At 38.8% G+C, this 20,329-nt stretch carries 20 protein-coding genes, 1 tRNA gene, 1 rRNA gene and 1 other RNA gene; 18 read left to right on the forward strand and 5 right to left on the reverse strand.

What is annotated here, in order from left to right; all coding sequences use genetic code 11:
• Positions 1 to 64 precede the first annotated feature (64 nt).
• A complete protein-coding gene (serS, locus tag A2J09_RS19015) occupies positions 65 to 1,345 on the forward strand; it encodes a serine--tRNA ligase (protein WP_012291843.1) in 1,281 nt (426 codons plus the stop codon).
• Positions 1,346 to 1,799: 454 nt separating this feature from the next.
• On the opposite strand, the gene tadA is transcribed toward serS, so the two are convergent.
• Positions 1,800 to 2,312, reverse strand: coding sequence for a tRNA adenosine(34) deaminase TadA (tadA, locus tag A2J09_RS19020; RefSeq protein ID WP_012291844.1), 513 nt, complete (start codon positions 2,310 to 2,312; stop codon positions 1,800 to 1,802).
• 184 nt (positions 2,313 to 2,496) lie between these two features.
• On the opposite strand from tadA, the gene A2J09_RS19025 reads away from it, so the two are divergent.
• The 10 genes from A2J09_RS19025 (at position 2,497) to A2J09_RS19070 (ending at position 10,723) form a co-directional block, all read left to right on the forward strand.
• Positions 2,497 to 2,826 carry an ArsR/SmtB family transcription factor gene (locus A2J09_RS19025; protein ID WP_012291845.1) on the forward strand — a complete coding sequence of 110 codons (330 nt, stop codon included), beginning with the start codon at positions 2,497 to 2,499 and terminating at the stop codon, positions 2,824 to 2,826.
• Positions 2,827 to 2,844: 18 nt separating this feature from the next.
• The gene (locus A2J09_RS19030) at positions 2,845 to 3,792 is read left to right on the forward strand and encodes a cation diffusion facilitator family transporter (protein ID WP_012291846.1); all 948 of its coding nucleotides are present in this window, start codon (positions 2,845 to 2,847) and stop codon (positions 3,790 to 3,792) included.
• Between the two features lie 69 nt (positions 3,793 to 3,861).
• Positions 3,862 to 4,194 carry a metal-sensitive transcriptional regulator gene (locus tag A2J09_RS19035; protein WP_008179668.1) on the forward strand — a complete coding sequence of 111 codons (333 nt, stop codon included), beginning with the start codon at positions 3,862 to 3,864 and terminating at the stop codon, positions 4,192 to 4,194.
• Positions 4,195 to 4,228: 34 nt separating this feature from the next.
• The gene (gene copZ / locus A2J09_RS19040; RefSeq protein WP_012291847.1) at positions 4,229 to 4,435 is read left to right on the forward strand and encodes a copper chaperone CopZ; all 207 of its coding nucleotides are present in this window, start codon (positions 4,229 to 4,231) and stop codon (positions 4,433 to 4,435) included.
• Positions 4,436 to 4,516: 81 nt separating this feature from the next.
• Positions 4,517 to 6,928, forward strand: a complete 2,412-nt coding sequence (locus A2J09_RS19045) for a heavy metal translocating P-type ATPase (protein WP_012291848.1) — start codon at positions 4,517 to 4,519, stop codon at positions 6,926 to 6,928.
• A 186-nt stretch (positions 6,929 to 7,114) separates the two neighbouring features.
• Positions 7,115 to 7,750 (forward strand): deoxynucleoside kinase, encoded by a 636-nt coding sequence (locus tag A2J09_RS19050; protein WP_036160336.1) that lies wholly within the window; start codon positions 7,115 to 7,117, stop codon positions 7,748 to 7,750.
• Complete coding sequence (locus tag A2J09_RS19055) at positions 7,750 to 8,418, forward strand: deoxynucleoside kinase (protein ID WP_012291850.1); 669 nt, start codon at positions 7,750 to 7,752, stop codon at positions 8,416 to 8,418. The genes A2J09_RS19050 and A2J09_RS19055 overlap by 1 nt, the downstream gene beginning before the upstream one ends.
• A gap of 89 nt (positions 8,419 to 8,507) precedes the next feature.
• Complete coding sequence (locus A2J09_RS19060; RefSeq protein ID WP_012291851.1) at positions 8,508 to 9,035, forward strand: LOG family protein; 528 nt, start codon at positions 8,508 to 8,510, stop codon at positions 9,033 to 9,035.
• A gap of 64 nt (positions 9,036 to 9,099) precedes the next feature.
• Positions 9,100 to 10,008: a methyl-accepting chemotaxis protein gene (locus A2J09_RS19065; protein ID WP_012291852.1), complete on the forward strand. Its 909-nt coding sequence runs from the start codon at positions 9,100 to 9,102 to the stop codon at positions 10,006 to 10,008.
• A 94-nt stretch (positions 10,009 to 10,102) separates the two neighbouring features.
• Positions 10,103 to 10,723 (forward strand): RraA family protein, encoded by a 621-nt coding sequence (locus A2J09_RS19070; protein ID WP_031418655.1) that lies wholly within the window; start codon positions 10,103 to 10,105, stop codon positions 10,721 to 10,723.
• Between the two features lie 45 nt (positions 10,724 to 10,768).
• Here the strand turns inward: A2J09_RS19070 and A2J09_RS19075 are convergent, their stop codons facing one another.
• The 4 genes from A2J09_RS19075 to A2J09_RS19090 all read right to left on the reverse strand — a co-directional run bounded on the left by A2J09_RS19075 (position 10,769) and on the right by A2J09_RS19090 (position 14,492).
• Positions 10,769 to 12,043 (reverse strand): cation:dicarboxylate symporter family transporter, encoded by a 1,275-nt coding sequence (locus tag A2J09_RS19075; RefSeq protein ID WP_012291854.1) that lies wholly within the window; start codon positions 12,041 to 12,043, stop codon positions 10,769 to 10,771.
• Between the two features lie 90 nt (positions 12,044 to 12,133).
• Complete coding sequence (locus A2J09_RS19080) at positions 12,134 to 13,012, reverse strand: response regulator (protein WP_012291855.1); 879 nt, start codon at positions 13,010 to 13,012, stop codon at positions 12,134 to 12,136.
• Complete coding sequence (locus A2J09_RS19085; protein ID WP_063389789.1) at positions 13,013 to 14,272, reverse strand: sensor histidine kinase; 1,260 nt, start codon at positions 14,270 to 14,272, stop codon at positions 13,013 to 13,015. It abuts the gene before it with no gap.
• Positions 14,273 to 14,399: 127 nt separating this feature from the next.
• A tRNA-Ser gene (locus A2J09_RS19090) sits at positions 14,400 to 14,492 on the reverse strand.
• 163 nt (positions 14,493 to 14,655) lie between these two features.
• On the opposite strand from A2J09_RS19090, the gene ffs reads away from it, so the two are divergent.
• The 7 genes from ffs to A2J09_RS19125 all read left to right on the forward strand — a co-directional run bounded on the left by ffs (position 14,656) and on the right by A2J09_RS19125 (position 20,214).
• An RNA gene (gene ffs, locus A2J09_RS19095) (signal recognition particle sRNA large type) lies at positions 14,656 to 14,923 on the forward strand.
• 149 nt (positions 14,924 to 15,072) lie between these two features.
• A complete protein-coding gene (gene dnaX, locus A2J09_RS19100) occupies positions 15,073 to 16,860 on the forward strand; it encodes a DNA polymerase III subunit gamma/tau (RefSeq protein ID WP_031419466.1) in 1,788 nt (595 codons plus the stop codon).
• 21 nt (positions 16,861 to 16,881) lie between these two features.
• Complete coding sequence (locus tag A2J09_RS19105; protein ID WP_004233957.1) at positions 16,882 to 17,196, forward strand: YbaB/EbfC family nucleoid-associated protein; 315 nt, start codon at positions 16,882 to 16,884, stop codon at positions 17,194 to 17,196.
• 11 nt (positions 17,197 to 17,207) lie between these two features.
• Positions 17,208 to 17,804 (forward strand): recombination mediator RecR, encoded by a 597-nt coding sequence (gene recR, locus A2J09_RS19110; RefSeq protein WP_031419468.1) that lies wholly within the window; start codon positions 17,208 to 17,210, stop codon positions 17,802 to 17,804.
• Positions 17,805 to 17,817: 13 nt separating this feature from the next.
• Positions 17,818 to 18,033 (forward strand): YaaL family protein, encoded by a 216-nt coding sequence (locus A2J09_RS19115; RefSeq protein WP_008179697.1) that lies wholly within the window; start codon positions 17,818 to 17,820, stop codon positions 18,031 to 18,033.
• A 73-nt stretch (positions 18,034 to 18,106) separates the two neighbouring features.
• Entirely contained in the window at positions 18,107 to 18,379 is a 273-nt protein-coding gene (locus tag A2J09_RS19120) for a pro-sigmaK processing inhibitor BofA family protein (protein WP_008179699.1), read from the forward strand.
• A gap of 283 nt (positions 18,380 to 18,662) precedes the next feature.
• Positions 18,663 to 20,214, forward strand: a 16S ribosomal RNA gene (locus A2J09_RS19125).
• Positions 20,215 to 20,329: the final 115 nt, after the last annotated feature.

The following is a 20,329-nucleotide window of genomic DNA, read 5'->3' on the forward strand; positions in this document are numbered from 1 at the left end:
ATCAAGATATAGAAACAAGATGCAACAATTTCCCATCATTAAGAAACTACTGGAGGTATGTTCGATGTTAGATATTAAACGCGTGCGTGATAATTTCGCCGAAATTAAAGAAATGCTATTAACACGTAATGAAGATTTAGGGAATTTAGATGACTTTGAAAATTTAGATGCAAAGCGTCGTGAACTAATTGCTAAAACGGAAGAACTGAAGGCAGAACGAAATAAAGTATCTGAGCAAATTTCTGTTATGAAGCGCAACAAAGAAAACGCAGATGAAGTGATTGCGCGTATGCGTCAAGTGGGCGATGAAATTAAAGAGCTTGATATTCAATTAAATGATGTGGAAGATCGCTTTAAAGATATGATGATGCGCCTGCCGAATGTTCCTCATGAATCTGTACCAGTGGGTACGACAGAAGATGACAATGTTGAGGAATATACATGGGGTGAAATTCCAGCATTTGATTTTGAGATTAAAGCACACTGGGACCTAGCTACGGATCTAAAAATTGTGGACTTTGAACGTGGCGCAAAAGTAACTGGTAGCCGATTCTTATTCTACCGCGGCCTAGGGGCTCGCTTAGAACGTGCGTTAATGACCTTTATGATGGATTTACATGCTGAAGAGCATGGCTATGAGGAAATGCTACCACCTGTGATTGTAAATCGTGAAAGCTTAACGGGTACTGGACAGCTACCTAAATTTGAGGAAGACGTATTTAAATTAGCGGAAACAGATTATTTCATGATTCCAACAGCTGAAGTACCCGTGACCAATTTCTACCGTGATGAAATTTTAACTGCTGAAGCTTTACCACAAGGTTTTGCTGCATACAGTGCATGTTTCCGTTCAGAAGCGGGCTCTGCAGGTCGTGATACACGTGGTTTAATCCGCCAGCACCAATTTAACAAAGTGGAATTAGTTCGCTTTGTTAAACCTGAGGAGTCATATGAGCAGTTAGAGCTATTAACGGGTCATGCTGAAAAAGTGCTGCAATTACTTGGCTTACCATATCGTAAATTAAAAATGTGTACAGCCGATTTAGGCTTCACTGCTGCGAAGAAATATGATTTAGAAGTTTGGATTCCAGCACAAAACATGTACCGAGAAATTTCTTCTTGTTCAAACTTTGAGGACTTCCAAGCACGACGCGCAAATATTCGCTTCCGTCGTGAGCCAAATGCAAAACCAGAATATGTTCACACATTAAACGGTTCAGGTCTTGCGATTGGTCGTACAGTTGCCGCTATTCTTGAAAACTATCAACAAGCAGATGGAAGCGTAGTAATTCCTGAAGTTTTAAGACCATATATGGGTGGAAAAGAAGTAATTGCCCCAAAATAAACATCAAGGCTATTTTAGATTACCGTATAAAGGTTAAGCTAAAATAGCCTTTTTTCATTTCAAAAATGATATTTCTCGTAATTTTCGAAAATTCGTTATTAGGGGTAATATTTATAGGGACAGGGGGAGAAATTCATGGATTTACAGCAATTTGCTGAGGCTTTAAATGAATTTGACAATGTCTTAATTTCAGATGCTAAAGGATGTGCAATTTATGATTAAGCAGATTTAAATAACTATTGTAAATCGGCTTAACACCAGATGACCAGCTTATACATGTATAGCCATTCACTTGATATATTGAAGTTGAATACGTTTTTGAACAATCCACAATTCAAGCTTCATATTAAGTTCAATATATGTGCTGTGGTTGCTACGACACATTTCCTATATATCGCCATCGCCTTAAATATAAAAAAGAAGGTGCCTCAATAGGAGCACCTTCTTTTTTTAGCTAATTCTTTTCAGTCATTGCTGCTTGTCGTGTCTTTTTCTCTGCCTTCTTTCGTTCACGTAAAGCTCGGAAAAAATCGGTTAGGATTTGTCCACATTCATCTGCTAAAATTCCTTCAGAAACTTCGCACTCATGGTTAAAGCGTGCATCATTTAATATACGATAGAGTGAATCTACACAGCCTGCTTTTATATCCCTTGCTCCATAAACGACACGTGGTACACGGGATTGGAGGATTGCACCTGCACACATGGGGCAAGGCTCAAGCGTAACGTAAAGTGTTGTTTTTTCGAGACGCCAACTGCCGATTTTTTGACAAGCCTCTTGAATAACCATTAATTCAGCATGTGTTGTTGCATTTTGTGTTGTTTCTCGTAGGTTATGAGCTCTTGCAATAATTTCCCCATCATAAACAAGGACAGCCCCTATAGGTACTTCCCCAAGTATAGCTGCTTTTTTTGCTTCCTCTAATGCTTGTTTCATAAATAAACGATCTGTTTCAAAAATATCCACTAAATATCTCTCCTTAAAAGTAGTTTATCCTGCTTAATTGGTAATTGCTACTTTTAAATTCTTGCAGATTTCAGAAGCAATACGACAAGGCATAATTATTGATTGACATTCCTAAAATAACCATTTATATTTATATATGAACACATGCTCATATATAAATATAAATAAATGGGGGTAAACTAATATGGATGAAGAAATAAAAATAACGAAAATGGAAAATAGTCAGCATTTAGACGATGAGACATTATTTGTTGTGTCTCAAACTTTTAAGGCATTAAGTGACCCGACGAGAATTCGAATTTTAAATTTACTTTGTGCAGATGAGCATTCTGTCAATGACATTGCTGAAATTTTAGATTTAGGACAATCGACAGTTTCTCATCAATTACGGTTTCTAAAAAATTTACGATTAGTGAAATTTAGAAGAGAAGGTACAACTTTATTTTACTCAAAAGATGACGATCACATTATGAACTTATTGAAGCAAGCAATTGAGCATGCTGCACATAATTAAAGAACGGAGGGATTAATAATGGGACATAACCATGATCATGGCCATGATCATACACATGGCGCTAATAAAAAAGTGTTAATCGTATCATTTATTATTATTACTAGTTATATGGTTGTGGAAGCAATTGGTGGTTTTTTAACAAATAGTTTGGCTCTTTTATCGGATGCAGGTCATATGTTAAGTGACTCCATTTCATTAGCTATAGCTTTGCTCGCGTTTGTTTTTGGAGAAAAGGCAGCAAGCTATAGTAAAACATATGGTTATAAACGATTTGAAATTTTAGCGGCAGTATTAAATGGCGTTACATTGATTGGGATAGCATTATTTATTTTCTATGAAGCGATCGAACGATTTGCAAATCCCCCTGAAGTGGCTACTACAGGAATGCTTATTATAAGTACAATCGGTCTTTTGGTTAACATTTTAGTAGCATGGATTATGATGCGTGGAAGTGATACAAAGGACAATTTAAATATGCGTGGAGCTTTTTTACATGTACTGAGTGATATGCTAGGATCTGTAGGAGCTATTGTGGCAGCCTTACTAATTATGTTTTTTGGTTGGGGATGGGCTGATCCTCTAGCGAGTGTTATTGTTGCCTTATTAGTAATAAGAAGTGGCTACTATGTTACAAAATCCGCTATTCATGTATTAATGGAAGGAACACCCTCTAATGTGGATGTTCAGGAGATAATTCAATTAATTGAACAAACTGATGGAGTAGAAAGCATCCACGATCTACACATCTGGACAATTACTAGTGGAACCAATGCTTTGTCCTGTCATGCAGTTGTAAATAAGTACTTAAAAATTGTAGATGGTGAGCATATTCTACGAAAAATTGAACATAATCTTGAGCATAAGGGTATTAAACATGTAACCATTCAATTAGAAACGGCTTCCCATCCACATGAAAGCTCGATTTTATGTCAATTGAAAAATGTTCATGAGCATCATCATGAATAAAGAAAATTTTACGACTTGCATACCCTTCGTGGGTATAGTATGATGAAAATGAAATAGGAGGTGTAGTGAATGGAGGACATAGTAAAAGAGGATGCTTGTCATACAGAGGGAGCTACGTCTTGTCGAAAAAGCCATCACCCTGAGCGTGTGAAAAAGGATTTAACAACTCGTTTAAACCGTATAGAAGGTCAAATCCGGGGCATTAAGGGAATGATCGAAAAAGACGTTTATTGTGATGATGTTATTACGCAACTTTCTGCTACACAGTCTGCTTTGAATAGTGTAGCGAAAATTTTACTAGAAGGACATTTAAAGGGTTGTGTTGTGGATCGTCTATCGGAGGGCGATGATGCAGTTTTAGATGAATTAGTAGTAACGATTCAAAAGTTAATGAAAAAATAGATGTTTATAAAAAATAAAAAGGGAGAGATTTATTATGCAAAATGTAACATTAAATGTGCAAGGAATGTCATGTGGTCATTGTGTAAACGCAGTTGAAAAAAATGTTGGTGCTTTAACTGGTGTTGAACAAGTAAAAGTAAATTTAGCAGAAGGTTTAGTTGATGTTGCATTTGATGATGCACAAGTATCACTTGATCAAATTAAAGAGACAATTGATGATCAAGGCTATGAAGTAAAATAAAAATTGTAGAGTGCTGTGATGGCACTCTCTTATTTTCAAAAATGTATACCCCCTGTCGGTATAAGGAGAGGTGAAAGGTAAATGAGTTCTGATCATAAGGAAGCTAATTTGCAAATTACAGGGATGACATGTGCGGCCTGTGCCACTCGAATAGAAAAAGGATTAAATAAAATGGATGGAGTAGAACAAGCAACGGTTAATTTAGCGCTTGAAAAATCATCTATTAAGTACGATCCAGCAAAGCTAAGTGAAGCAGATTTTGAAAAAAAGATAGAGGCGCTTGGCTATGGAGTAGTTAAACAAAAAACTGAACTTGATATTACAGGGATGACATGTGCGGCCTGTGCCACTCGAATAGAAAAAAGATTAAATAAAATGAGCGGCGTATCATCTGCCAATGTCAACTTAGCTCTTGAAAAAGCAATGATTGAGTTTAACCCATCAGAGGTGAACATTGCAGATATTATTGCAAAGGTTGAGAAGTTAGGTTACGGCGCTCATCAAAAAGCAGATGAGCAGGAAACAGAGGATCATCGAGAAAAGGTTATTAAACAGCAGCAACAAAAATTTATTTTATCGGCCATTCTATCCTTACCACTGCTTTGGACGATGGTCGGCCATTTTTCCTTTACATCGTTTTTATATGTGCCAGAATTCCTTATGAATCCATGGGTTCAAATGGTATTGGCTACACCCGTACAGTTTATTATTGGTAAGCAGTTTTATGTAGGGGCATATAAAGCATTGCGAAATGGCAGTGCAAATATGGATGTACTGGTTGTGATGGGGACATCAGCAGCTTATTTCTATAGTGTTTATCAAGCAATTGTGACGATAGGAACACATCATGGCCCACACCTCTATTTTGAAACAAGTGCTGTTTTAATTACATTAATTTTATTAGGGAAATTATTTGAGGCAAAAGCGAAAGGACGTTCATCTGAAGCTATAAAAAAACTAATGGGTCTACAAGCCAAAACAGCCATTGTTGTACGAGACGGTATGGAGAGGGAAGTACCTTTAGAAGAAGTGATGATTGGTGATGTCATCCTAGTTAAACCAGGTGAGAAGATTCCCGTTGACGGAGAAGTTTTAGAAGGAACAACGGCTGTTGATGAATCCATGTTGACAGGAGAAAGTTTACCAGTTGATAAAAAGCAGGGCGATCAATTATTTGGATCAACCATTAATAAAAATGGTTTTATAAAAATGACAGCCACAAAGGTTGGCCGTGATACTGCCCTCGCACAAATTATTAAGGTAGTAGAAGATGCTCAAGGATCAAAAGCACCGATTCAACGTTTAGCAGACCAAATCTCAGGTGTTTTTGTACCAATTGTTGTTGGCATTGCGATTGTGACATTCATAGTTTGGATTATTTGGGTACGTCCTGGAGAATTTACCCCTGCTTTAGAGGTCTTAATTGCAGTACTGGTGATTGCTTGTCCATGTGCACTTGGTTTAGCCACACCGACCTCTATAATGGCCGGTTCGGGTCGCGCCGCTGAATTTGGCATTTTATTCAAAGGTGGCGAACATTTAGAACAAACACAAAGTATTGATACCGTAGTTGTAGATAAGACAGGGACAGTGACACATGGTAAGCCAGTGCTAACGGATGTTCTTTTAGCCCCAGACCAAGAGGAGACACACTTTTTATCATTAATCGGTGCAGCTGAGAAACAGTCGGAGCATCCACTTGCAGAGGCGATTGTTCATGGTATAGAAGAACGTGGTATTGCTTTAGGGGATGTTCAATTTTTTGAGGCAATTCCCGGTTACGGTGTGCAGGCAACGGTCTCAGGTCAAGGTGTTATCATTGGTACACGAAAATTAATGCAACAGTATGGCATCCAGCTAGATAATATTTTACCTAAAATGGAGGAATTAGAGCGCAATGGCAAAACAGCAATGTTGGCTGCAATAAATGGCCAATATGCGGGGGTAGTTGCTGTTGCTGATACAGTAAAAGATACATCTAAAGAGGCTATTCATCGTTTACAGGATATGGGTATTACAGTCATTATGATGACGGGAGATAATGAACGTACAGCCCAGGCAATAGGAACAGAGGTAGGTGTTAACCAAGTTATTGCTGAAGTCTTACCAGAAGGAAAAGCAGATGAGGTGAAAAAGCTTCAAGCTCAAGGTAAAAATGTAGCGATGGTGGGAGATGGAATTAATGATGCACCTGCGCTAGCGACAGCGAATATTGGTATGGCCATTGGTACAGGGACAGATGTGGCGATGGAAGCGGCAGATATTACGTTAATCCGTGGTGATTTAAATAGTATTGCGGACGCTATTCTTATGAGTAGAAAAACAATGCGTAATATTAAACAAAATCTGTTTTGGGCATTTGCTTACAATACTTTAGGTATTCCGATTGCTGCAATTGGTCTACTTGCTCCGTGGGTGGCAGGGGCAGCAATGGCTTTCAGTTCTGTATCAGTTGTATTAAATGCTCTACGTTTACAGCGAGTGAAATTGTGAAGATGAAAAGACATTGGGATACATATCCTCAATGTCTTTTTTCAAACTATACGGGGAAAAATCTCATACTTAATTTTCATAGGTTGATTCTGTTTTTCATTTTATCACTATGATAAAATGAAAGGTACTGATTCATTTATGTAGGACACAATGATCGAATCCATAGAACAAAAGGAGGAGCTTCTGGTGACGGTTCCATTTGTTACGGTAGAAGGTCCGATTGGTGTTGGTAAAACCTCTTTATCGAAAGAGATAGCAGCGACATTTAATTACCATCTATTAAAAGAAATTGTAGACGAAAACCCTTTTTTAAATAAGTTTTATGAAAATATTGAGGAGTGGAGTTTCCAAACGGAAATGTTCTTCCTATGTAATCGCTATAAGCAATTAACGGACATTAAAAAATTCCGATTAGCTCATGCCAAGCCAGTTGTAGCAGACTATCATATTTTTAAGAATTTAATATTTGCGAAGCGTACACTGGCATCTACCGAATACGAAAAGTATGAGGAAATTTATAAAATATTAACAAAAGATATGCCTGTACCTAATGTAGTTGTTTATTTACATGCAAGCGTTGAAACATTGATGAAACGAATTGCCATGCGTGGACGAGACTTTGAAAAAATGATATCACGCGATTACATGGAGCAGCTCGTTATCGATTATCATTCTTTTATCGAACATTTTGAGAAAATGCATCCTGAAATACCAGTTATTCGATTTAATGGAGATCAGCTCGATTTTGTGAAAAATCCAGACGATTTAAATTATGTTTTGAAAATAATTAAGGATACGTTACAAAAAAGGAGTTTGCAATAATGAATTTAAGAGAGAAATACGATATTCCTCCACAAACCGTCATCACGATTGCCGGTACTGTAGGCGTAGGAAAGTCCACGATGACAAAAGCTTTAGCAGAAGCACTGAATTTCCGTACATCCTTCGAAAAAGTAGATACCAATCCATATCTTGATAAATTTTATGAGGATTTTGAAAAGTGGAGCTTCCATTTACAAGTTTATTTTTTAGCAGAGCGTTTTAAGGAACAGAAACGTATTTTTGAGTATGGTGGAGGGTTTATACAAGACCGCTCTATTTATGAAGATACTGGGATTTTCGCAAAAATGCATTATGATAAGGGAACAATGAGCCCAACAGATTATGAAACGTACACGAATTTGTTTGATGCTATGGTAATGACACCGTATTTCCCACATCCCGATTTACTTGTTTATCTTGAAGGACCGATTGATGCTGTTATTGGGCGAATACAAGAACGTGGGCGCGCAATGGAGCAACAAACGCCAAATGATTATTGGATAGAAATGCATGAACGTTATGAAAACTGGATTAATAATTTTAATTCCTGTCCAGTTCTACGTTTAGATATTAATGATTATGATTTATTAAAAAATCCTGATGCAATTGAATCAATTGTGAGCCGTATCGGTCATATGCTAAAACAAACAAGCCATTTAAGAAAATAGAAGAGAAAGAAACGACCAAAGAACGTGAAACAATACATGACTGATTGTTTCACGTTTTTTGAATAGGAGGGATTACTATAAGAATTGCAGTGTATTGCGGATCTGGCATAGGGAGAAGTCCAGTATATGGGGAGAAAGCGGCAGAGCTAGGTGCTGTATTAGCTAAGCACGGACATGGTGTTGTTTACGGTGGTTCCAAAACAGGATTAATGGGAAAGGTTGCGGATGCTGTTTTAGCAGCGGGTGGAGAGGTGATTGGTGTTATGCCAACTCATTTACAGAAGCGAGAACTGGCTCATGCTTCATTAACAGAAATTCATTTTGTAGAGTCCATGCATATTCGAAAAGCTAAAATGGCGGAGCTGGCTGATGCATTTATTGCTCTTCCAGGAGGCGCAGGGACTTTGGACGAATATTTCGAAGTTTTTACTTGGGCACAAATTGGCCTTCATGAAAAACCTGTTATTTTATATAACGTAAATGGTTTCTATGACGCACTCTTACAGCATTTTAAAATAATGCTAGAGGAAGGATTTATACGATCTGAACAGAAATCCTTCTTCCGTATAGCAAATACAGCAGATGATATATTACGGTTACTAAAAAAACATGGGTGAATATTCCCCGTGTTTTTTATAATATTAAATAAACGGTAAAAAATAGAAATGGATGAGGTGAATTATGCAAGGTGCAGATACTCAAGTGACTGATGATTTAGTAGTGCAAGCTATTGAGCGCAATATAGCAATTATTCGTTTTGATATGGATCGAAGAGTTGCCTATGTAAATGAGCTGTTTGCTAAAACATTAGGCTATACCGTACAAGAATTGCTTGGAAAGAATCATAAAGATTTTTGTTTACCGAATTTCGTTCATAGTCCAGCATACGAACAGTTTTGGCGCAATTTAGTAGCAGGGAATAGTTATCAGGATAAAATTGAAAGAATTGATGCGAATGGACATAGGGTTTGGCTGGAGGCTACGTATATGCCCGTTTTCGCCAATCACTCAAATAAAGTAATTGGTGTTTCAAAAATTGCTACGAATATTACTGAACGTCAAAATGAAATAACTAATGTAGCCGATCAATTGAAGGAAATGTCTAATGGACTTCATCAACGCTCAGAAACCGGTATTCAAAATAGTCAAGAATTACTGAGCACCATTCAAGAGGTTTCACAGGAATCAAAAGAAAATGTCAGCAATCTTACACAGCTACAGAATCAAGCTGATTCCATTAAAGGTATTGTGAAAACCATTCAAGAGATTGCTGCCCAAACCAATTTACTAGCTTTGAATGCAGCGATCGAAGCCGCAAGAGCTGGAGAATATGGTCGAGGTTTTGACGTAGTGGCAAAAGAGGTGAGAAAGCTTTCCGTTAGAGTAGAGCAATCCATTTCAGAAGTGAAGGATAATATAGAGGGGATAGAGCGGGAAATTAGTCAAGTGACAGACAGTATTACAAAAATAGCTGAAAAAGTAGAAAAGACACACGAACAAATTACTATTACGACTAAAGATTTTAGTGAAATCGCAACTGCAGCAGAAGCATTAGACGAGCAGTCCAAGCAATTTATTGAAATTATTTAAGTTCAATATTTTAGTAGATATATTGAAATAGTATAAATGGTTTCATTACAATATTTGTGTAAGACTTTCATTAATCATAATAGGGGTGTTATGGATGACAAAAGTGGAAGTAAGTTTTCAGCATGTGCCAACAACAGCTATTTCAGATGCGACAGGTGGGCATACGAATTTGTGTAGTACTATTAAACCGCTAGCCGATCATTTTAAAATTGCTGGACGTGCGGTAACCGTACGTTTACCAGATGGAGAAAATGGTGCAGTGTTGGAGGCTATTAGAGCGGCCAATGAAGGAGATATTTTAGTTATAGATGCAAAGGGAAACACCAATCGAGCGGTAGCAGGAGATTTTGTGGTGTCCTTAGCAAAGGGTGTTGGAGTACAAGGTTTTGTAGTTGACGGCGTAATTCGTGATATTGCTGCTATACGTGAGTTAGATTTCCCTGTATTCTCTTTAGGTACAACAGTAGCTGCTGGTAATAAAAATGGGGGTGGCAAAGTAAATGTGCCCATTGCCATTGGAGGAGTGACGGTTCACCCAGGCGACTATATTATTGGAGATGTCGATGGTGTCATTGTTGTACCACAGCAAGATGCTGAAAAAGTAATCGAAGCTGCGGAAGAAAAGATGTTAAAAGATGAAAAGCGTGCACAAGAAGCACATGCAAACGGCAAAGAATCCATTCTTGCGTACTTAGATAAAGTGCTTGGAAATTAAATAAAACTCTCACGATGCCATCCAACATCGTGAGAGTTTTTTATTTTATGCTAAATTTTCATTTTCATTAAAGTAATTCTTCATTTTTTCGCGATCGAAACGGCCTTCCCATTTCGCCATCACTAATGACGCTAATGAGTTACCAATTACGTTAACAACTGTACGTCCCATGTCAAGGATACGGTCAATACCAGCAATAAATGCTAGTCCTTCTAATGGAATGCCAACAGTACCTAAAGTGGCTAGCAGTACGACGAAGGATACCCCTGGAACACCTGCAATCCCTTTCGAAGTAACCATCAATACAAGCATTAACGTAATTTGTTCACCAATGCTAAGGTGAATACCGTACATTTGCGCAATAAATAATGCTGCAATCGCTTGATATAGCGTTGATCCGTCTAAGTTAAAGGAGTAACCGGTAGGTATAACAAAGGATACAATATCCTTAGGAGCCCCTAATTTCTCCATTTTTAACATAATACGCGGTAATACAGCTTCAGAACTTGCGGTTGAGAATGCTAAGATCAACTCATCCTTTAACACTTTAATTAAATAGAAGATGCTGATTCCTGCAAATTTTGCCACAAGGCCAAGAACAACAAAGATGAAGAATAACATGGTTGCATAAACAAGGATGGCCAATTTGGCAAGTGGAACCAGTGAAGCAAACCCATATTTGGAAACGGTTACACCAATTAAACCAAATACCCCGATTGGCGCAAACTTCATTACGAGGTTAGTTACCCAGAACATAGCATCTGCAACCCCTTGGAAGAAGTCTAAGACTGGCTTTCCTCGTTCACCAACTGCTGCAACCCCTAAACCAAAAATAACTGAGAAGAAGATAATCGCAAGCATATTACCCTCAGCCATAGACTGAATAATATTTGTTGGGACAATACCTACAATAATATCGAATGGTCCCTCATGCTGTACTTCTTCAGTTGTTGTTACATATTTCGAAATATCCCCTTGAGATAATTCACTCATGTTTATTCCAGCACCTGGTTGGAAAATATTCGCCGAAAGTAATCCAACTAAGATTGCTACTGTCGTTATAATTTCAAAGTAAATAATGGATTTCCCGCCTAATCGTCCAAGCTGCTTCATGTCTCCAGTACCAGCAACACCAACGATTAATGTCGAAATAATAATGGGAACAACAATCATCTTAATAAGATGTAAAAAGATATCCCCTAATGGTTGTAAATATGTCTCAATCTTGGGGTTTCCATAAAAAATACCACCAACAATGATCCCTAAAATCAAGCCGATTAAAATTTGAGCGGCTAGACTGATTTTAAATTTCTTCTTCAAACCCTTTGTACCCCCTGATATTAAATTTTTAGGACACGCCTTACTTTAATAATACGGAGGACTTATGGAATCCGACAAAATCCGAGAAAATTAATTTACTTTTGTTAAAATGTCTGAATATAGCACTTGAATAAACTTCTTAATATTTACCTTTGCTTTACGATTATCATGGTCTTCAATTTGAGTCATGAGTTGACGAATTTCTTTAAAATCAAAATAGCGAGGGGCATAATATTCAAACTCAGAGTTGGTGTAATCGACAACGCCTAAATTTGCCAGATTAATCATGGCAGCTAATATTGTTCTGCGCACACGCTGCTCTATGGCTTTACTTTCCTTCAAAATTTCATCAGGTGTAGCCTTTGTTACAGCTGCGATTTCCTCGTAGAGCTCCTTTAATGGAGGAAGGGGTGCAATCTTATGCTGATGAGCAAGTAAAGTTTCGATAATAGCTATAATATCCTCGCTCCCAATTTCACCTACAATCCCCATATCATTTAATATGGACTGAATATGATCACGTGAAGTTGCTTTATTTGCTTTTTGTTCACTTAATTCAATATTTGTAAGCGATTGACGAATAACTAACAGTGAATTTTTTAGCCGAAATTGTTCGGTAGTTTTTTTTAAAACGTTTTCTACCTCAATGCGGTTAATTGGTTTATGAATGAAGAATTCTATTCCTTGTTCATAAGCCTCACCAACCATTTCTTTATTCACGACCTGAGAAATCATGATAAATTGGCCCTCAAAACGATTTTGAATAAGATGCTCGACTGTTGCTATACCATCAAGCTTTGGCATCAGCAAATCGATTAGCACAAACTCCGGCTGGGTCATTAAAATTTGGGGTATGGCATCCTCACCATTGCGAGCTTCGCCAATCACTGTACCTAACCCACTATCTTCAATAATTTGTTTTAACATGACACGACTTGCACGATCGTCGTCTACAATAAAATACCTCATTTAAGTCTCTCCCGTTTGAATAGTTTGCGTAGGAATTATGATTTTAAACGTTGTGTATTGATTGTTTGATTCAACGGTTATGGAGCCCTTTAATTTTTCTATTAGTTCAGCAACATGCGAAAGGCCAATGCCAGTTGCTGCGACACCATCTATATTATATTTGGTGGTAAATCCAGGTTCAAAAATAATAGAAAAATCCTTCTGTGAAATTCCCTTTCCAGTATCACATATTGTTATTACAGTATTATCCTCTTGTCGTTGAATAGCAATAGAAATGATACCTTGCTCTTCGATAGCCTCCACCGCATTAGCAGTTAAATTATTTAAAAGAGCGAGCAATGCAATATGTTCCCTTGTTTGAAAATCGAAGTCTATACTTGTTTGGAATTCGATATTTTTCCCAAGCAATTCAGCGTATTTACTATTGCCATCTTCTATATAATGCAATAATTCAGATAATACAAAAGGACCAAAGCTCCTTTCACCAACAATCTTTGAAATGCCTGCATATATTCGTTGTGAATCCTTTTTCACTTCATGGATTTCCTGGGCAATATGAAGAGCTTGTAAGCTTTCCGCTCGATATCCTTGAGCTTTTAATTGTCGATATAATTCAAATCCGCTAGCTGTTATGGTTTCAATATGATTCATGGATTTTTTTAAATACAGGGTCTCAACATAGAGATCAGATCCAATATTAAGCATCTCTTGAACACGTTTTTTTTGTTCGGCAATCAATATAGAGCTATAAATACCAACTACAAAAAAGCTTCGTAATAAGGCCACCGCTAACAAAATCAAAAGGTCATGAAGAAATAGAAATGTATAGGTTTGTACAAAAAAACGGAAAATTTGTTCTGCTAAGTTACTAATGACCTCACTAAAAGCAACGAGTAAACCAAGCTTTAGTGGTTTTTCCCTATATGTTTGGACATCTAAAATTCGTAGGCATATAGCAAACAATACATAAAATAATCCCGCTGGTAAATGGTTAAAAATGCTCTCTAATACGGATATATCATGTAAATATGAATTGAAAACACGAAAAAAGATGGTCACTATACTTGTCGCGAACCCAGCTAAAATAATAGGTGTAGGTTTAATTAATGTGCATAAGAAAAAGATTATGGTACCTAAACCAAAGCGAAAAGTCGTATTGGCAAACGGCATAATTTTAATCTCACTGCCTATTGCGGTCATGATAGCAATTAAAATCACCCAAGTGAGGGAAGTGCGAGCTATATTCTTTTTCGGTGGCAATTTGACAACCTCCCATAAGCGATATAATAAAAAAATACCACAACCGAGGCGGAAGTGGTATTTAACAAGTAATACATACAATTTTGGCAAAAAAAAACGGCTACATTCGTAGTCGGAAATTAAAAACTGGAGGAGGTAGAGGGATTCGAACCCCCGCGCGGTGTTACCCGCCTGTCGGTTTTCAAGACCGATCCCTTCAGCCAGACTTGGGTATACCTCCATGTTATATTGCTTTGCTGTCTTTCGACAAAAATAAATTTATCATAACTTAAAACTCAAGTCAACAATTTTTTAAAAAATTTAGTAATGCTAAAATACATGGGTAATAAATAATTTGTGCATTAAGTTGCAATTTATACAAACAGTCAGTATACTAGTTATTGCCGTGCTAGGTGGGAAGGTAGCGGTGTCCTGTAACTCGCAATCCGCTCTAGCGAGACTGAATTCCTTTTTCGAGGCTGTCCGTATTGTTTGGTCTGCCTTCTGCACGTAGTGTTGACGATTGGGTCCTGCGCAATGGATACCCATGAACCATGTCAGGTCCGGAAGGAAGCAGCATTAAGTGGTCATATCCATGTGCCGCGGGGTTGCCTAATCTGAGCTAACGACAGGAGTAACGCTTATGTGCGGCTGTCAAGGAAAGGTGCACGGCATTAAATTGCCAACTCAAAGCATCCGTCTACTATAAGGCGGATGCTTTTTTTATTTTTATTTTTATTTAGTAACTTCATTTTATATATAAGGCAGCAAATGCTATAATAAGACTATTCTATTTAATGGAGAAGGAGAGAAGGAAAACAGTGACGTATCAAGCATTTTACCGTGTGTATCGGCCGCAGTCTTTTCGAGAGATGTCTGGTCAAGCGCATGTCAAAAGAACGCTACAAAATGCTCTCCTAGCGAATAAAACAACGCATGCATACCTTTTTTCTGGACCACGTGGTACAGGGAAAACAAGTACAGCTAAAATTTTTGCAAAAGCTTTAAATTGTGAACATGCGCCTTCGGAAGAGCCTTGTAACGAATGTGCTACATGTTTAAGTATTACGGACGGCTCGCATCCTGATGTCATTGAATTTGACGCAGCTTCAAATTCACGTGTGGAAGAGATTAGAGATATTATAGAAAAAGTTCGTTTTGCTCCTGCAAGCAGTAGATACAAGGTGTACATTATTGATGAAGTGCATATGCTTTCTACAAGCGCTTTTAACGCTCTTTTGAAAACTTTAGAAGAGCCGCCTCCCCATGCAGTTTTTATTTTAGCAACAACTGAGCCTCATAAATTGCCTGCTACAATTATTTCCCGTTGTCAGCGCTTTGATTTTAAACGACTTTCTACCAATGATATTATTGAACGTATGAAAGTTGTATTAGAAGATATTGAGCTGCCATATGAAGAGCAAGGCTTAAAGGTAATTGCGCAATCTGCTGCAGGAGGAATGCGTGATGCTTTGAGTTTATTGGACCAAGTAGTATCTTTCAGTGGAGAGAAGCTAAAGCTTGAGGATACATTGTTAGTTACAGGTTCAATAAGCCAGGAAGTTTTTTATGATCTAGCCAATGCACTCAAAGCGAAAGATGTTGCACAAATGCTTGCCCTTTTAGAACAACTAATTACTGATGGTAAAGACCCACTTCGTCTTTCAGAAGACTTAATTACATTTTTCCGTGATTTATTATTACTTCAAACAAGTGAAGATTTAGCAGAATTATTAGAGCTCGTGTCTCCTGAGGAACGTGTATTATCCTTGGCCCATGAATTTGCACCGGATATGCTTTATGGCTATATTGATATACTTGCGAAAACTCAGCAAGAAATGCGCTTCTCTCACCATACAAAAATTTATTTAGAAACGGCATTACTTAAAATGGTACAGTTTTCGGGAGGGAGCACTAATCAAGCAATAAGTCCAACGAGTGATACGGTGATTAGCCCTGATCTCGCTCAAAAAATTGTAGCACTTGAGCAAATGGTTCAACAATTATCTCTACAATTACAATCAGGAGCTCCTGCGCAAGCATCGCAAGCGCCAAAAGAGCAAAGACCACGTGCTAAAAATCCAAACGGCTATAAGGCTCCAACAGGTCGTATCCAAGAGGTACTAAAAGACGCTACAAAGCAAGATGTCCAACGTATAAAATCAATTTGGGCACAAGCACTAAATCAACTGCAAAAATCGCAGTCTGCACTTTTAGCTGAAGCCGAACCAGTTGCGGCATCTTCAAGTGCTTTTGTGTTAAAATTCAAGTATGATATTCATTGTCAGATGGTTGCAGATAATCAGTCTTTAAAGGCTCACTTCACCCAATTAATTGCAGGACAAACTGGTATAATGTACGAAATGCTTTGCATACCAGAAGAATCTTGGTTAAAAATGCGTGAAGAGTTTATCCGTGATCATAGTATGCAGCATAAAAAAATATCAGCTGCATCAGAGAATGGTGAGGAATTATTAGAACCACCACCGGCAGAAATATCGGATGAGCCATTTATCGATGATGCTCAGCCACTTGCTTCACAGGATCCACTTGTGACAGAGGCAGAAAAGCTCTTTGGTAAAGACTTTGTTGAAATTATGGAAGATTAAATTTTTAGGAGGAAAACATTTATGCGTGGAATGGGAAATATGCAAGGTATGATGAAAAAAATGCAAAAAATGCAAAAAGAAATGATGGAGGCTCAAGAGGCACTAAATGCAGAGCAGTTTGAAGGTGTTGCGGGTGGCGGCATGGTAAAGGTAACTGTGTCTGGTCAACGTGAAGTGGTGTCAGTAAATCTTGATGAATCTGTAGTAGATCCAGAGGATATTGAAATGCTACAAGACTTAATCGTTATTGCTACTAATGAGGCATTAAAAAAAGTAGAAGAAAAAACGAACTCAACGATGGGTAAATTCACTCAAGGCTTAAACCTTCCATTCTAGGAGGTATCCATATGTACTACCCAGAACCAATATCAAAATTGATCGATAGTTTTATGAAATTGCCAGGTATCGGGCCGAAAACTGCGGCTCGTCTGGCGTTTTTTGTGTTATCAATGAAGGAAGAAGATGTCTTATCTTTTTCTAAAGCATTAATTGATGCTAAACGGAATTTAAGCTATTGTTCCGTGTGTGGCAATATTACAGATGTAGACCCGTGTCACATATGTACAGATAAACAACGAGATCATTCTATTATTTGTGTTGTTCAAGACACAAAAGATGTAATTGCGATGGAAAAAATGCGTGACTATAATGGTATGTACCATGTACTACAGGGTGCGATATCACCAATGGATGGCATTGGCCCAGAGGATATCAATGTAGCTTCCCTGTTAGTCCGGTTGCACGATGAAAGTGTCCAAGAGCTTATTCTAGCTACGAATTCAACTATTGAAGGCGAGGCAACAGCTATGTATATATCTCGCCTTGTCAAACCGTCAGGTATTCGTACGACCCGCATAGCGCATGGGTTACCAGTAGGCGGGGACTTAGAATATGCAGATGAGGTAACGTTATCGAAGGCAATGGAAGGTCGACGTGAGTTGTGAGTGGGGGATTAATATGTTCTTCCGTAGTAAAGGAAAGCTGAAAAAAGAGTTCGATGATAGGCTAGTAAATCTTATAAAAGAAACAAAAGAGGATTTACAACAAGCAAAGATAATAGAAGAACTAATGGACGACTATGATCTAGGGGCGATTGCTCAACGAAAAGCGGCGGAAAGCATTCATTTTTATTTATTTAAAGAAGCTAGAATTCGCAGGGTGTTAATAAAATAGTTCTATTGGCTATTCATAGAAGCAATACAGGAAACATAAACTTTCATAATTATTTTTTTGAGGAGGTAACCATATGTCTTGGTTAGTAATTATGAGTATTTGTGTTCCTGTAGGGCTTCTTTTTCTTTATGTCATAATAAGACATGCTAAGCTTGGCAAAATTTTAGAAGGTTTATCTGTCTTTTGGTTTCGATTTGCATTTGCTTTCCTACTATTATTTATGATTCATTTAGGTATTGGTTATATAGGATATAACGTGCCCATCAATCTTTTCTCAGTCTTAACGATTGCCGTTTTAGGTATTCCAGGGGTTCTAGGCATAACAGCTTTAATATTTATTTTATAAAATGCTTGCAATATAATAATATTATGGTATAGTTATAGAAGTCGCCAATATAACTGGTTGAAACGAAATATAAATTAAAAATTTATGTTGACACATTATATGCGACGTGATATTATATAAGAGTTGCTGTTGAGAGACACTGACTAACAACATGAACCTTGAAAACTGAACAAGCAAAACGTAATCAATAAAGTTTTAAGTAGCTAGCCTAGCTAGTGAACGAAACAAAATTTTGGACATCAAAATTGATGCCAGCAAAACAATTTGAGCTAATCAAATTTCTTTTATGGAGAGTTTGATCCTGGCTCAGGACGAACGCTGGCGGCGTGCCTAATACATGCAAGTCGAGCGAACAGAGAAGGAGCTTGCTCCTTTGACGTTAGCGGCGGACGGGTGAGTAACACGTGGGCAACCTACCTTATAGTTTGGGATAACTCCGGGAAACCGGGGCTAATACCGAATAATCTGTTTCACCTCATGGTGAAATATTGAAAGACGGTTTCGGCTGTCGCTATAGGATGGGCCCGCGGCGCATTAGCTAGTTGGTGAGGTAACGGCTCACCAAGGCGACGATGCGTAGCCGACCTGAGAGGGTGATCGGCCACACTGGGACTGAGACACGGCCCAGACTCCTACGGGAGGCAGCAGTAGGGAATCTTCCACAATGGGCGAAAGCCTGATGGAGCAACGCCGCGTGAGTGAAGAAGGATTTCGGTTCGTAAAACTCTGTTGTAAGGGAAGAACAAGTACAGTAGTAACTGGCTGTACCTTGACGGTACCTTATTAGAAAGCCACGGCTAACTACGTGCCAGCAGCCGCGGTAATACGTAGGTGGCAAGCGTTGTCCGGAATTATTGGGCGTAAAGCGCGCGCAGGTGGTTTCTTAAGTCTGATGTGAAAGCCCACGGCTCAACCGTGGAGGGTCATTGGAAACTGGGAGACTTGAGTGCAGAAGAGGATAGTGGAATTCCAAGTGTAGCGGTGAAATGCGTAGAGATTTGGAGGAACACCAGTGGCGAAGGCGACTATCTGGTCTGTAACTGACACTGAGGCGCGAAAGCGTGGGGAGCAAACAGGATTAGATACCCTGGTAGTCCACGCCGTAAACGATGAGTGCTAAGTGTTAGGGGGTTTCCGCCCCTTAGTGCTGCAGCTAACGCATTAAGCACTCCGCCTGGGGAGTACGGTCGCAAGACTGAAACTCAAAGGAATTGACGGGGGCCCGCACAAGCGGTGGAGCATGTGGTTTAATTCGAAGCAACGCGAAGAACCTTACCAGGTCTTGACATCCCGTTGACCACTGTAGAGATATGGTTTCCCCTTCGGGGGCAACGGTGACAGGTGGTGCATGGTTGTCGTCAGCTCGTGTCGTGAGATGTTGGGTTAAGTCCCGCAACGAGCGCAACCCTTGATCTTAGTTGCCATCATTTAGTTGGGCACTCTAAGGTGACTGCCGGTGACAAACCGGAGGAAGGTGGGGATGACGTCAAATCATCATGCCCCTTATGACCTGGGCTACACACGTGCTACAATGGACGATACAAACGGTTGCCAACTCGCGAGAGGGAGCTAATCCGATAAAGTCGTTCTCAGTTCGGATTGTAGGCTGCAACTCGCCTACATGAAGCCGGAATCGCTAGTAATCGCGGATCAGCATGCCGCGGTGAATACGTTCCCGGGCCTTGTACACACCGCCCGTCACACCACGAGAGTTTGTAACACCCGAAGTCGGTGAGGTAACCTTTTGGAGCCAGCCGCCGAAGGTGGGATAGATGATTGGGGTGAAGTCGTAACAAGGTAGCCGTATCGGAAGGTGCGGCTGGATCACCTCCTTTCTAAGGATATTTTCGGAATACAAACCTAGGGTTTGTAAGATTACGTTTTGCGTTCAGTTTTGAAGGTTCATTCTTTCTGAATGAAATACTTCAAAACTTGTTCTTTGAAAACTGG

The organism is Lysinibacillus sphaericus, assembly GCF_001629735.1.
GTDB classification, from domain to species: domain Bacteria; phylum Bacillota; class Bacilli; order Bacillales_A; family Planococcaceae; genus Lysinibacillus; species Lysinibacillus pinottii.